Annotated in this window: 15 protein-coding genes; 3 read left to right on the top strand and 12 right to left on the bottom strand. The window is 66.1% G+C overall.

Features of this window, described 5'->3' with window-relative positions:
* The first annotated feature begins 155 nt into the window (after nt 1-155).
* Complete coding sequence (locus tag NY08_RS02350) at nt 156-617, top strand: ArsR/SmtB family transcription factor (RefSeq protein ID WP_306436606.1); 462 nt, start codon at nt 156-158, stop codon at nt 615-617.
* Complete coding sequence (locus tag NY08_RS02345; RefSeq protein WP_045194682.1) at nt 614-1054, top strand: Fur family transcriptional regulator; 441 nt, start codon at nt 614-616, stop codon at nt 1052-1054. The genes NY08_RS02350 and NY08_RS02345 overlap by 4 nt, the downstream gene beginning before the upstream one ends.
* 6 nt (nt 1055-1060) lie before the next feature.
* Here the strand turns inward: NY08_RS02345 and NY08_RS02340 are convergent, their stop codons facing one another.
* The 4 genes from NY08_RS02340 to recO are packed head-to-tail and all read right to left on the bottom strand — an operon-like array spanning nt 1061 to nt 4124.
* The gene (locus tag NY08_RS02340; protein ID WP_082073669.1) at nt 1061-2053 is read right to left on the bottom strand and encodes an iron-siderophore ABC transporter substrate-binding protein; all 993 of its coding nucleotides are present in this window, start codon (nt 2051-2053) and stop codon (nt 1061-1063) included.
* A 50-nt stretch (nt 2054-2103) separates the two neighbouring features.
* Nucleotides 2104-2523 carry a hypothetical protein gene (locus NY08_RS02335; protein ID WP_045194679.1) on the bottom strand — a complete coding sequence of 140 codons (420 nt, stop codon included), beginning with the start codon at nt 2521-2523 and terminating at the stop codon, nt 2104-2106.
* The gene (locus NY08_RS02330; protein WP_045194677.1) at nt 2516-3334 is read right to left on the bottom strand and encodes an isoprenyl transferase; all 819 of its coding nucleotides are present in this window, start codon (nt 3332-3334) and stop codon (nt 2516-2518) included. Before NY08_RS02330 ends, NY08_RS02335 begins: the two co-directional genes overlap by 8 nt.
* Nucleotides 3291-4124, bottom strand: a complete 834-nt coding sequence (gene recO, locus NY08_RS02325; RefSeq protein ID WP_008715506.1) for a DNA repair protein RecO — start codon at nt 4122-4124, stop codon at nt 3291-3293. Before recO ends, NY08_RS02330 begins: the two co-directional genes overlap by 44 nt.
* A 72-nt stretch (nt 4125-4196) precedes the next feature.
* Here recO and NY08_RS02320 point away from each other — a divergent pair, with 72 nt between their 5' ends.
* Nucleotides 4197-5618, top strand: coding sequence for an amidase (locus NY08_RS02320; protein ID WP_045194675.1), 1422 nt, complete (start codon nt 4197-4199; stop codon nt 5616-5618).
* A 42-nt stretch (nt 5619-5660) separates the two neighbouring features.
* Here NY08_RS02320 and era read toward each other — a convergent pair whose 3' ends face one another.
* The 8 genes from era to hrcA all read right to left on the bottom strand — a co-directional run bounded on the left by era (nt 5661) and on the right by hrcA (nt 13517).
* Nucleotides 5661-6575 carry a GTPase Era gene (era, locus tag NY08_RS02315; protein ID WP_045194673.1) on the bottom strand — a complete coding sequence of 305 codons (915 nt, stop codon included), beginning with the start codon at nt 6573-6575 and terminating at the stop codon, nt 5661-5663.
* Nucleotides 6576-6592: 17 nt separating this feature from the next.
* Nucleotides 6593-7915 (bottom strand): hemolysin family protein, encoded by a 1323-nt coding sequence (locus NY08_RS02310; RefSeq protein WP_045194672.1) that lies wholly within the window; start codon nt 7913-7915, stop codon nt 6593-6595.
* Nucleotides 7916-7955: 40 nt separating this feature from the next.
* The gene (gene ybeY / locus NY08_RS02305) at nt 7956-8498 is read right to left on the bottom strand and encodes an rRNA maturation RNase YbeY (protein WP_032394543.1); all 543 of its coding nucleotides are present in this window, start codon (nt 8496-8498) and stop codon (nt 7956-7958) included.
* A gap of 53 nt (nt 8499-8551) precedes the next feature.
* Nucleotides 8552-9595 carry a PhoH family protein gene (locus NY08_RS02300; protein WP_032394544.1) on the bottom strand — a complete coding sequence of 348 codons (1044 nt, stop codon included), beginning with the start codon at nt 9593-9595 and terminating at the stop codon, nt 8552-8554.
* A gap of 93 nt (nt 9596-9688) precedes the next feature.
* The gene (locus NY08_RS02295) at nt 9689-10444 is read right to left on the bottom strand and encodes an alpha/beta hydrolase family protein (RefSeq protein ID WP_045194669.1); all 756 of its coding nucleotides are present in this window, start codon (nt 10442-10444) and stop codon (nt 9689-9691) included.
* Nucleotides 10441-11214 (bottom strand): 16S rRNA (uracil(1498)-N(3))-methyltransferase, encoded by a 774-nt coding sequence (locus NY08_RS02290; RefSeq protein WP_045194667.1) that lies wholly within the window; start codon nt 11212-11214, stop codon nt 10441-10443. The genes NY08_RS02295 and NY08_RS02290 overlap by 4 nt, the downstream gene beginning before the upstream one ends.
* Before the next feature lie 3 nt (nt 11215-11217).
* Nucleotides 11218-12375, bottom strand: a complete 1158-nt coding sequence (dnaJ, locus tag NY08_RS02285; RefSeq protein ID WP_032394547.1) for a molecular chaperone DnaJ — start codon at nt 12373-12375, stop codon at nt 11218-11220.
* Between the two features lie 98 nt (nt 12376-12473).
* Nucleotides 12474-13517 (bottom strand): heat-inducible transcriptional repressor HrcA, encoded by a 1044-nt coding sequence (hrcA, locus tag NY08_RS02280; protein ID WP_027497502.1) that lies wholly within the window; start codon nt 13515-13517, stop codon nt 12474-12476.
* Nucleotides 13518-13615: the final 98 nt, after the last annotated feature.

Raw genomic sequence — 13615 nt, 5'->3', positions numbered from 1 at the left:
CGTGTAAGAGGTGACGGGCGGTTTTCGCCCTGATCAGACTATCTGGCTCGGCGGGCTAAACCGAACAGCGGTCGGGTGCGGAAGTTGACATGCGCACCTGTGCATATCACAATGAATACGATTTGCAATAACAACTACTGCACTAACCTGGTGTCATGACGTCGCTCGTGCAGGGAGAGTCCGCCGACAACGAACCGGCGATCGAAGGAGCCGCAACCGTGTCCACGGATTCGACAGTGGAAGCAAGTTCGACCCACCGCCAGGACCCGGAGCACCCGTTGCACTCCGGCGATCCGTTCGCCGCCGCTCCCCCGGCTCACATCCCGCCGAAGGAGACTCTGACCGCGGCGGGCGACATCCTCCGGGCACTCGCGGCCCCGGTGCGCATCGCTATCGTGCTGCAGCTGCGTGAGTCCGAGCGGTGCGTACACGAACTCGTCGTCGCCCTCGGCGTCACGCAACCGTTGATCAGCCAGCACCTTCGAGTGCTCAAGGCAGCGGGTGTGGTGCGCGGAGAACGCAACGGACGCGAGGTCCTCTACCGATTGGTCGACGATCACCTCTCCCATATCGTCGTCGACGCCGTGGCCCACGCCGAGGAAGGCCGGAACCTGTGACCGACAAGTCCACCGACACCGCGACATCGCGACGACCCGTCGTCGTCGGAGTGCGGGCCACCAAGCAGCGCAGTGCCATCTCCGATCTGCTCGACACCATCGAGGAGTTCAAGTCCGCACAGGATCTGCACGACGAATTGCGCAAGCGCGGTGAGGGTATCGGGCTCACCACGGTGTATCGGACACTGCAGACCTTGGCCGACGCCGGGACGGTCGACGTTCTGCGCACCGACAACGGCGAGTCGGTCTACCGGCGCTGTTCCTCCGGACATCACCATCACCTGGTGTGTCGCTCGTGCGGTTTCACCGTGGAAGTGGAAGGCCCCACCGTCGAGAAGTGGTCGCAGAGCGTCGCCGAATCCAACGGCTTCAGCGACGTGAGCCACACGATCGAGATCTTCGGCACCTGCAGTCAGTGCACCGCAGCCACGCGGTGACGCAGCTCAGGCGACGACCTCTGCGATGCGAGGTACCAACGCGTCGATGGCGAACGGAATCGACAGCACCGAGTTGTACGTGATCGCTCCACGCTGATCGGTGGACAACGGCACGATCGCATCGCGCCGAGCAGCATCGAGAGTTCCGAAGATCGGGTTCTCCGCCACCACGTCGATGTCGGCACCGGTACCGAGATAGAGCACCAGGTCCGCATCGAGCATCGAAATGTTCTCGGACGAGACCGGAACGAAGAAGTTGGTGCCGTCGTCCTGGGCGCGGATCGATTCCGGGACCTCGAAGCCCAGTGAGGTGACGAATGTGCCGCGGGCATCACCGGGCAGATATGCGCCGAACTGGCCGTCGTACGGAAGCACCACTGCTGCAGTCTTGCCCGCGAACTCCGGATGTTCGTTTCGAACCTGCTCGAGCGCGGCGTCGGTCTGCGCGTTCAACTGCTCACCGCGGTCGCGTTCACCCATCGCGCGAGCGATGGTGTCGGTGGCAACCTCACGATCGACGGCATAGGCAGCAGATCCTGCAGGTCGGGCGACCGTCGGCGCGATGCCGCTGAGCCTGTCGTACGTCGCCTCGTCGAAACCCGCGTTGAGTCCGGTGATGAGATCCGGCGCCAGCGAGGCGATCAGCTCGAAGTTAGGCTCGGACTCCGAGCCCAGCAGCGTCAACGGCGCGTCACCGACCAACTCGTCGGTCCAGGGACCGAGTCCGGTCTCGTAGAACGTGTACCCGGTGTTCCCGACGGGAACGGTGCCGAGCGCGATGACGGCATCGGCGTCGGACACCCCGAGGGTGACGATGCGCGTGGGCTTCTCGGCGATGGTCGTGCTGCCGTAGATGTGGTCGATGACAACCGGGAACGCACCGTCCGCCGACTGCGTCGCCGTGTCGACGTCGTCGGTGGTCGAACAGGCCGTCACGGCCGCACCGAGGGTGATCACCGCCACCACTACCGTGAGCATTCGGGTCCACCGCACAGTCATCGCATCCACCTCTACTAGAAACTAAGTACAGGCAAACCTTAGCTGACGAGTCAGGGAAGTAGGCCCTCACGCGCCTTCTCGACTCCGGCGAGCACCAGAATGAGCATCGTCAACATCGCCTCGTCGTCCAGACCGTTCGCGGGAAAGGTGTAGCGCAACAACACATCCGCGAGCTTGCCGTGGGTGTTGACCGAGATCGCGCCGAATTGCGAGTCCGCATTGCGGTCGGCAACTTTCTTGTGCAGAGCCGGCTTCAGCGGCCGGTCCCAAGCCAAGACCGCGGTGAGCGAGAGCACCTCGAGTTCGGGCGAGAGTCGAACGGCACGCAGCGAGCACAGAGCGCCCGCGTAGTCGAAACCGAGAGATCCCTCGTCGCCGAGTGTCACCGTCGCGAACTGCGAGAGCGCCAACTGGGCGCGGGCCTGCAACGAAAGCCCCTCGTCCGGCGTCCCGTTCGCGTCCTCACTCATATTTGACTCCACCGAATCGTCGGTCCCGCGAGGCGTATTCGATACACGCCTCCCACAGATCCCGACGGTCGAAATCCGGGAAGAGCTTCTTCTGGAACACGAACTCCGCGTACGCCGACTGCCACAGCAGGAAGTTCGACGTCCGCTGCTCCCCCGACGGACGCAGGAACAGATCCACGTCCGGCATGTCCGCCTCGTCGAGGTACTTGGCGACGGTGGCCTCGGTGATCTTCTCCGGGTTCAGCTTGCCCGCGGCCACCTGTCGAGCGATTTCCCTTGTGGCATCGGCAATCTCGGCTCGGCCGCCGTAGTTGACGCACATCGTCAAGGTCATCACGGTGTTGCGTTTCGTCAGCTCCTCGGCAACCTCGAGTTCCTTGATGACACTGCCCCACAACCTCGGGCGACGGCCGGCCCAGCGAACCCGGACGCCCATCTCGTTCATCTCGTCGCGTCGACGACGAATGACGTCCCGGTTGAAGCCCATCAGGAACTTGACCTCGTCGGGACTGCGCTTCCAGTTCTCCGTCGAGAATGCGTACGCGGACAACCACTGCACACCGATCTCGATGCAGCCACAGACGGCGTCCATCAGTACCGCTTCGCCCTGCTCGTGCCCTGCGGTTCGCGGCAATCCACGATCCTGTGCCCACCGACCGTTGCCGTCCATGACCAGAGCGACGTGACGAGGAATCAGTTCCGGCTGCAGGATCGGTGGCCGCGCACCCGAGGGGTGCGGGTCCGGCGGGCGCACCGCCGGCCGTTCGTCAGGCCGGGGTTGCGGCTCGCGTCGTCGAATCACGGTCCCCATCCTGCCCGACGGTGTCGGCGAACACGGAGTCAGGTTGGGCCAGCGGCACCTGGTGCGGGTGCGAGCGTTCGATGAGCGGAAGGGTGCGCAACTGTCGTTCGAGATGCCACTGCAGATGAGCCGCCACCAGGCCACTGGCCTGCTTGCGGACGGCATCGGAGGTGGTGACGGTGTAGTCCCACTCGCCTCGCTCGAGCGCCACCATCAGGTCGAGTACCCCGGTCGACGGCGTCGCCGAGCCCGGCGGTCGGCAATGCACACACACCGCTCCACCGGCAGCGACGTGAAAGGCTCGGTGCGGCCCCACCGCGGCGCACCGCGCACAGTCGGTCAGTGCGGGAGCCCAACCGGCGAAGCCCATCGCGCGCAGCAGGTACGCGTCGAGCACCAACTCGGGCGGCCGCACGTGTTGAGCAAGAGCACGCAGTGCGCCCACGGTCAGCTGATGCAGCCGCTGCGCAGGAGCGTGTTCCTCACCGGCCAGCCGTTCGGCCGTTTCGAGAACCGCACAGCCGGTGGTGTAGCGGCCGTAGTCGGCCACGATGTCTCCACCGAACGCATCGACGGTGTGCACCTGGGTGACGATGTCGAGGTTGCGTCCCGGATAGAGCAGCACGTCGATGTGCGCAAACGGTTCCAGCCGGGCACCGAACTTGGATTTGGTGCGGCGAACCCCTTTGGCGACCGCCCGCACGATCCCGTTCTCCCTGGTCAACAGCGTGACAATGCGATCGGCCTCGCCCAGCTTGTGCTGGCGCAGGACGACTGCGTTGTCACGGTATGGCCTCACGTCGTCCAGTGTCCCACGCGCGCAGCGGCGGCGACCGTTCCCGCGCTGACGAGAAGTCGATACTGTGCAGGCGTGGATTTCCATCGGTCGACTCTCGTTGCCCAGGCCGCCGCTCTCGCGTCGGGTCGCATCACCTCGGTACAGGCGGTCACCGAATCGCTCGATCGGATCGACAAGAGCCAACCCACGCTCAACGCGTTCCGCCTCGTGCGCCGCGACGCCGCCCTCGCCGAGGCCGCCGAAGCGGACCGGCTGCGCGCCGCCGGCACCACCGCTCCCCTGCTCGGCGTTCCCGTTGCCGTCAAGGACGACGTCGACGTCACCGGGGAGCCGACCGCCTTCGGCTGCGCGGGCAACTTTCCACCGGCCACCACGGATTCGGAAGTGGTGCGCAGACTGCGTGCGGCCGGGGCCGTCATCGTCGGAAAGACCAACAGCCCCGAACTCGGCCAATGGCCCTTCACCGGCGGCACCTTCGGGCACACCCGCAATCCATGGGACCGCGAGCGCACCCCCGGCGGCTCCTCGGGTGGGAGCTCTGCCGCAGTGGCTGCCGAATTGGTCTCTGCCGCTCTCGGTTCCGACGGTGCCGGCTCGGTACGAATTCCGGCCTCCTGGACCAATCTCGTGGGGATCAAGCCGCAACGCGGACGCATCTCGTCGTGGCCGGAGCCCGAGGCGTTCAACGGCATCACCGTCATCGGCCCGCTCGCACGTACCGTGGCCGACGCGGCACTGATCCTCGACGTGGTCTCGGGTAGTCACGACGGAGATCTCCATCGTCCGAAACCACTGACCGTCTCCGATGCCGTCGGACGCAACCCCGGCTCACTGCGCATCGCGCTCAGCCTGCGTAAGCCCTTCATCCCGACGCCCGCACCCCTGGACCCCGAGATCGCCGGTGCCGCATACGAGATGGCCGCGGTGCTGCGACTGCTCGGACACCGAGTGGTCGTCGACGACCCCGCCTACGGAATGCTGTTGGGGCTCAACTTCTTACCCCGCTCGCTGGCCGGTGTGGCGGCCTGGGTGGACCGTCTGCCGGATCCGTCTCTCGCCGACCCGAGGACCCGAGCCAATGCCAGGAGCGGCCGAGCTCTCGCCGGAGCGCCGCTCCGTGCAGCCCGCGCCGCCGAGCCGCGCATCGGGCGTCGTATCGGCCGATTCTTCGACGAGTACGACATCGTGCTCGCCCCGACGACGGCCACCCCACCGCCGCGGATCGAGGCGATCGACGGCATCTCCAATGCCGACACCGATCGGGTGATCACCGAGCACTGTCCCTACACCTGGCCGTGGAACGTGCTTGGCTGGCCGAGCGTCAACGTGCCGGCAGGGTTCACCACCGCCGGCCTGCCGATCGGTCTGCAACTGATGGGCCATGAATCCTCGGAGCCGCTACTGGTGTCGGTGGCCGCTCAGCTCGAGAACGTGCTGCAGTGGCACCGCAAGCGCCCCGATCCCTGGTGGACCCAGGTGAGCGAAACTTCGTAGTCTGCTACGAATTGTCGCGCACGTGCGGCGAAGCCGCTCCGATCAGAAGCCGAGCTTGCCCATCTGCTTCGGGTCGGTCTGCCAGTCCTTGGCGATCTTCACGTGCAGGTCCAGGTAGATCCTGGTGCCGAGCAGCTTCTCGATCTGCAGTCGCGACGCCGTGCCGACCTCTTTGAGACGTGAACCGCCCTTGCCGATGATGATCGCCTTCTGACTCGATCGTTCGACGTACAGAATTGCGTGCACGTCGAGCATGTTGTCGTGGCCCTCCCGAGGGAGGACCTCGTCGATGACGACGGCCAGCGAGTGCGGCAACTCGTCGCGGACGCCCTCGAGCGCGGCCTCACGGATGAGTTCGGCCATGAGGATTTCCTCGGGCTCGTCGGTCAACTCTCCGTCGGGGTAGAACGCCGGGCCCGGTGGGAGCTCGGAGGCCAACAGGTCGACGAGCTTCTCGATCTGCTCGCCCGATTCGGCCGACACCGGGATGACGTGCGAATTCTCACCGAGCAGCTTCGACAGCGACATCAGCTGCTGTACGACGCGTTCCTTCTTGACCTTGTCGATCTTGGTCACGATGCCGATGAGCGTCGTCTTGGGCGCGATGTGGCGCACCTGTTCGAGAATCCACCGGTCGCCGGGCCCGATCTTCTCGTCCGCGGGGATGCAGAGTCCGATGACGTCGACCTCGGAGTAGGTGTCCTGCACCAGGTCGTTGAGGCGTTGACCCAGTAGCGTTCTCGGTCGGTGCAGGCCCGGGGTGTCGACCAGGATCAGCTGGGCGTGCTCTCGGTGCACGATGCCGCGAATGGTGTGCCGCGTCGTTTGGGGACGTGAGGACGTGATGGCGATCTTCGATCCCACCAACGCATTGGTCAGCGTGGATTTGCCGGTGTTGGGTCGACCTACGAAACAGACGAATCCGGATCGGAACTCACCGTTGTTCTGCTCTGACACAAGAGCACCTCCAGATTTCAGTGTTGGCGAGAGACGTCCGACGAGTCGTCGTCCTCGGTGGATTCTTCGTCCGGTTCGAGCTTCTCGACCAGGACCGTGGCAATACGGACGCGCCCCTTCGGGTCGGCTCCACCTTCTCCGCGCAGCAGGAGTCCGTGGGTGATCACCTGCGAACCGGGCAACGGTACTCGGCCGAGTTCGTAGCCGAGGAGTCCACCGACGGTGTCGACTTCCTCGGATTCGATGTCGATGCCGAAGATCTCGCCGAGGTCCTCGAGCGGCAACCGCGAGGACAGCCGATAACGTCCGTCGTCCAGTTCCTCGATGGGCGCAACCTCGTCCGAGTCGTACTCGTCGGCGATCTCGCCGACGATTTCCTCGATCACGTCCTCGATGGTCACCAGTCCGGCGATGCCTCCGTACTCGTCGACGAGCAGGGCCATGTGGTTGCGATCGCGCTGCATCTCGGCGAGCAGACTGTCGAGCGCCTTGGAGTCGGGAACGAAGACGGCCGGACGCATCACCTCGGACACCTGCACTCCGCGACCACCGTCGGTGGAGTGATACGTCTGCTGCACAAGGTCTTTGAGGTAGACGACCCCCACCACGTCGTCCACGTTCTCGCCGATCACCGGGATGCGGGAGTGGCCGCTGCGCACGGCCAACGACGTGGCCTGTCCTGCTGATTTGTCGGACTCGATCCACACCATCTCGGGGCGCGGAACCATGACCTCACGGGCGGAGGTGTCTCCGAGCTCGAACACCGACTGGATCATCCGCCGTTCGTCGTCGGCCACGACACCGCGCTCGCGGGCCATGTCCACCAGTTCACGCAGTTCGATCTCGGAAGCGAAGGGGCCGTTGCGAAATCCCTTACCGGGGGTGATCGCGTTACCGATGAGAATGAGCAGGCGGCTGATCGGCCCGAGGAGCCACCCGAGTGCACGCAGCGGCAGTGCGGCCGCCAACGCGATCGAGTACGCGTTCTGCCGACCGAGGGTTCGCGGACCGACACCGATCACGACGTAACTGACCAACACCATCGCCACCGCGCTGATCACCAGTGCCGTGGTGGAGTCGATCAACTGCGTCAGGCCACCCGCGAGCAACACCGTGCCGCCGATTTCGCACAGAATGCGCAGCAGCACCATCAGATTGACGTACCGCGGGCGGTCGCCGACCACCACGACGAGGCCGGCGGCACCGGGGCGCTCGTCCTTGACCATGTCGTCGATTCGCGCCCGCGACACCGTGTTCAGCGCGGAATCGACGGCAGCGAACAGGCCTCCGAGAGGCACCAGAAGGACAGCGAACACGATGAGCGCAGCAGCACTGCTCACGCGCTACGACCCCACACTTCCACCTGTTCGACGACGCAGCTCATCGATCGAGTCCATCGACGAAACCGGCCTTGCCGAGGAGCCGGGCATCGCGGGCGGCCTGTTCGGCAGCCTGTTCCGCTCGCCTTGCGTCCTCGTACCATTCGGCCAGCAGACGGTTCTGCAGCTCGAACATTTCCTTCTCTTCGTCCGGCTCGGCGTGGTCGTAACCGAGCAGGTGCAACACACCGTGCACGGTCAGCAACGCCAACTCGTGCTCGAGCGAATGTCCCGCAGCTGCAGCCTGATCCGCGGCGAACGACGGGCACAGCACGATGTCGCCGAGCATCGCCGGTCCTGGCTCGGGCGCATCGGGACGACCGCCCGGCTCGAGCTCGTCCATCGGAAACGACATCACGTCGGTGGGGCCGGGCAGATCCATCCACCGCATGTGCAGATCGGCCATCGTGGCCGAATCCACCAGCACCATCGACAGTTCCGCGGCGGGATGCACGTCCATGCCGGCGATCGCGAACCGTGCGACCGAGACCAGCTCGGGTTCGGAGATGTCCATCCCCGACTCGTTGGACACTTCGATACTCATCTAGCCACTACCCACGCTCTCGTTACCTGCATCTGTCGTTCCGTACGCCTGAATCATCTTCTCGCCGAACGCGGTCCACCGGTCCGCCGTTGCGCCCGATTGGGAATGACGCCTTCCGACGTCGACTCGAACCGCTCGTACGCGTCGACGATCTCCGAAACCAATCGGTGCCGCACCACGTCGCTGCTGGTCAGCTGCGCGAAGTGGATGTCGTCGACGTCGGTGAGGATCTCGGACGCCGCGCGCAGCCCGGATCGCGCGCCACCGGGAAGGTCCACCTGGGTCACGTCGCCGGTGACGACGATCTTCGACCCGAATCCGAGTCGCGTCAGGAACATCTTCATCTGCTCGGCGGTGGTGTTCTGTGCCTCGTCGAGAATGATGAATGCGTCGTTGAGCGTGCGGCCGCGCATGTAGGCGAGCGGGGCGACTTCGATGACCCCCGCCTGCATCAACTTGGGGATCGCTTCGTCGTCCATCATGTCGTGCAACGCATCGTGCAGCGGGCGCAGGTACGGGTCGATCTTCTCGTGCAGCGTTCCGGGCAGGAAGCCGAGGCGCTCCCCCGCCTCCACTGCAGGACGCGTCAGGATGATGCGGCTGACCTGCTTGGTCTGCAATGCCTGCACGGCCTTCGCCATCGCCAGGTACGTCTTGCCGGTACCGGCCGGGCCGATGCCGAACACGATGGTGTTGGCGTCGATCGCATCGACGTACCGCTTCTGGTTCAGCGTCTTGGGCCGGATCGTCTTGCCGCGGCGCGAGAGGATGTCGAGGCTGAGCACCTCGGCCGGTGAATCCGACACGCCCTCGGTGAGCATGGCGATCGATCGGCGCACCGCATCGGGAGTCAGTGGCTGAGCACGCTTGGCCAGCGCGGCCAACTCGGAGATCACCCGTTCGGCCAGCGCCACATCCGCCACTTTTCCGGTGAGCGTCACGGCGTTTCCTCGTACGTGGATGTCTGCCGTCAGCATCTGCTCGAGCGCCCGCAGATTCTCGTCGGACTGTCCCAGCAGTGGCATCACCGCTTCGGGGGCGAGTTCCAAGGTGGACCGAACGTCACGCTCGGCGGGAAATTCGCTGTGTTCACTCACGTGGTGGCTATGGCCTGCTCTCTGGTGTCGGCTGCTCGGATGTGCACTTGCTATGGATGGAGTTTAACGCCGCAGCAACGATGCGCATTCCCATTAACCGGCGGTGGCACCGAGCACGGCGTCGAGCGAGAGCGCCCAACACCGCGAATCGGGGTTCAGGAAAGCGAAGTGGTCTTCCCCAGGCACGATCGTCAGTCGGGCGTCGTCTCCGGCGGCTTGCGCCAGCGCGACGTACCGCTCGCTCTGCGCGGCGGGCACCTGGACGTCCTCGGCCCCGTGCAGGCAGATCGTCGGGATACCGATGGGTGCACGGGCAGCAGGCGAGGCGGATCGGTACAGCGCGGGGTCGTCCTGGTACCGGGCCTGCAACAGCGCCTCGACCGCCGGGTTGGTGCGTCCCGACGCACCTCGCGGTTCGAGGTCGAGAACGCCGGCCTGCGAGACGATGCGTGACGGGCGGACCTTCGTGCCGGTCTCTCCGCCGAGCCACACGGCCAGATGCCCGCCTGCGGAATGCCCGATCACGCGCACGTTGTCGATCCCGACCGGGGCGTGGTGCTGCAGCTCCCCCGCGACCACGTCGAGTGCTGCGGTCACGTCGGACTGCATCTCCGGCCAGTGCCCACCTGCGCCGACGCGTCGGTACTCGATGTTCCACGCCACCGCTCCGGCTCCGGCCACGGCGCGGGCGAACTGTGTACCCAGATTGGATCCGTACTGTCCGCTCCAGAACCCGCCGTGCACCACCACGACCACCGGGGTCGTGTCGTCGACGGGTTCGGCCGGCAGATAGAGATGGCCGAACTGCTCCGGGTGGTCGCCGTAGGCGATCTTGATCCGTGCGCTCATGCGTTCTGGAAGTCGGGCGGCAACTGTGCCCACCGCGAGGTCAGAACCCCGAGCGCGCCGAGGGCCACCGCTCCTGCCGTCGAGGTCCGCAGCACCGTAGGGCCGAGCACGACCGGGGTTGCACCCGCCGCGGTCAGGGCGGCCACCTCTCGGTCGTCGAGGCCACCCTCGGGTCCCACGACGATCGCGACCTCGGGCACCGAGTCGAACGGCAGGTCTCGGAACGCCGAGGTGGCTCCCTCGTGCAGCACGGCGACAATGCCACCGCGCTCCACGACGCCGCGCACGAACGCGTGGACCTCACGCGAATCGTGCAGCTCGGAGACCTCGGGGATGAATGCCCGACGCGACTGCTTGGCGGCCTCGGCCGCGGTACTCCGCCACTTCGCGACGCCCTTGGATGCCTTCGGGCCCTCCCATCGGGCGACGCATCGCGCGGACTGCCAGGGAACCACGGCGTCGACGCCTGCCTCGGTGGCCAGCTCGACGGCCAGTTCCGATCGGTCCGCCTTCGGCAATGCCTGCACCAGCGTCACCACCGGAGTGGGACGCGGCATCTCGCTGCGTGCTTGGACTGTCAGCTCCAGTCGGTTCTTCTCCGCTGCGGCCACGACCGTGTCGGCCAGACCGCCCGCTCCGTCACCGAGCAGCACCCGCTCGCCGACGCGGATGCGTCGCACCGTCGCGGCGTGATGACCTTCCTTGCCGTCGAGCACCGCGACCTCGCCGACGTTCGGCAGCGGGGAGAGGTAGAAGACCGTGGGGGCCATCGATCAGCGACCGCTGAAAGCTTCCCGCAACCGCGAGAACAGGCCGCCGCTGTGCGCCGAGCCGGTGGTGACCACCTCCGCCGAGTCGCGGTCGCGCATCGACCTGAGCTGTTCGAGCAGATGGGTCTGCTTGCTGTCGAGCTTGGTCGGCACGATCACCTCGAGGTGCGCGTGCAGATCGCCGCGAATGCCCGACCGCAGCTTGGGCATACCGTGACCGCGTAGCACCGTGGTCGAATTCGGTTGTGTGCCTTGCTCGATCGAGATCTCGGTGGGTCCGTCGATGATCGCGTCGACGGTGACCGAGGTGCCGAGCGCCGCGTCGACCATCGGGACGCGGACGGTGCAGTGCAGGTCGTCACCGTCGCGCACGAACACCTCGTGCTGCTGTTCGACGATCTCCACGTACAGGTCACCAGCGGGTCCGCCGCCCGGACCGACCTCGCCCTGCGAGGCCAGTCGGATCCGCATACCGTTGCTCACGCCGACCGGCACCTTGACCGAGATGTCGCGACGCGACCGGACGCGACCGTCGCCGCCGCACTTGCGGCAGGGGTCGGGGATGGTCTCGCCGGCGCCGCGGCAGGTGGGGCACGGACGGCTGGTCATCACCTGGCCGAGGAACGAGCGCTGTACCGATTGCACTTCACCGGCACCTCCGCAGGTCTCGCAGCGGACCGGCTTGGAGTCGCCGTTGGTGCCCGAGCCCGTGCACAGGTCGCACAGGATCGCCGTGTCGACGGTGATGTGCTTGGTCACGCCGGTGGCGCACTCGTCGAGGGTGAGCTTGGTACGCAGCAGCGAGTCCGCGCCCGGCTGCACACGGCCCTTGGGCCCGCGCTGGGAGCCGCCCGCGCCGCCACCGAAGAACGCTTCGAACACGTCCCCGAGGCCGCCGCCGAATCCGGCTCCACCGAATCCACCGCCACCGCCTCCGCCGCCCTGCTGGAGCGGGTCACCGCCGAGGTCGACGATGCGACGCTTCTCCGGATCCGAGAGCACCTCGTATGCGGTGGAGATGTCCTTGAACCGTGCCTGCGCGGCCTCGTCCGGGTTGACGTCCGGGTGCAGTTCTCGCGCCAGTTTGCGGTAGGCGCGCTTGATCTCCTGGTCCGTCGCCTGCTGGCCGACGCCCAAAGTCCCGTAATAATCCCGTGCCACGTCGTCTCTTTCGTCCTAGAAGATGAATCTCGTTCGATAGTGCTGTGTGCGGCCGCCCGCGCCCCCGCGGCCGTCGTTCGATCGGTTCTCGCTCGTCGTCAGCGTTCGGCCAGGACCTCGCCGATGTACCTGGCAACCGCGGCGACCGACGCGATTGTTCCTGGGTAGTCCATTCGGGTCGGCCCGAGAACACCCATTCCTCCGAGGACCATGCCAGCCGACCCGTACCCGGTGGAAATCACCGACGTTCCGCGCATCTCCTCGACCTGCGTTTCCTCGCCGATCCGCACCGTCACCGTTCGGGTGTCCTGTGTCACGGCGAGCAGCTTGAGCACCACCACTTGCTCTTCCAGTGCCTCGAGTACCGCTCTGAGCGACCCGGGAAACCCCGCGTCGCCCGCGAAGTCCGCGGCGTTGCGCGTCAGGTTCGCCGTGCCGCCGAGTACCAGGCGTTCCTCGGGGTGCTCGACGAGTGATTCCACCAGCACCGTTGCCGATCGAATCATCGCGTCGCGCAGCGCGGGCGGGGCGTTCTCGGCGAGTTCGGCCACCGCAGCCGACGCCGCCGCCAGCCGCTTGCCTTCCAGCGCACCACCGAGGAGGCGCCGCAGCTGAGCCAAGTTCTCGTCGTCGATCACGTCACCGAGTTCGACGATGCGCTGATCGACTCGACCGGAGTCGGTGATGAGCACCAGCAGCAGCCGGGCCGGGGTGAGCGCCACCACCTCCAGGTGGCGCACCGAGGACGCCGACAGCGTGGGGTACTGCACCACGGCCACCTGGCGGGTCAACTGGGCCAGTAATCGAACGCCGCGTCGCAACACGTCGTCCAGGTCGACGCCGTTCTCGAGAAACTCCAGGATGGCGCGACGTTCGGCAGCAGACAGTGGCTTGACGTCGGCTATCCGGTCGACGAACTGCCGATAGCCCTTGTCGGTCGGCACCCGACCGGAGCTGGTGTGCGGCTGGGCGATGTAGCCCTCGGCCTCGAGCACAGCCATGTCGTTGCGCACCGTTGCACTGGACACTCCCAGGTTGTGGCGCTCGACCAGCGCACGCGAACCCACGGGTTCCTGGGTGGACACGTAGTCCGCCACGATCGCTCGTAGAACCTCGAACCGCCTGTCGTCGGTGCTCGACATCGGTGCCCACCTCCGTTCTCGTTTCCAATCGTCGCTCGAGTCTAGTAGCCGGCGAACACATGCTCGTGCAAGGCCTTACTGTGGTCCGAGTGGAAACG

This window comes from Rhodococcus sp. B7740 (assembly GCF_000954115.1).
Lineage (GTDB): Bacteria > Actinomycetota > Actinomycetes > Mycobacteriales > Mycobacteriaceae > Rhodococcoides.
This window is presented reverse-complemented; position numbering and strand designations above follow the sequence as displayed.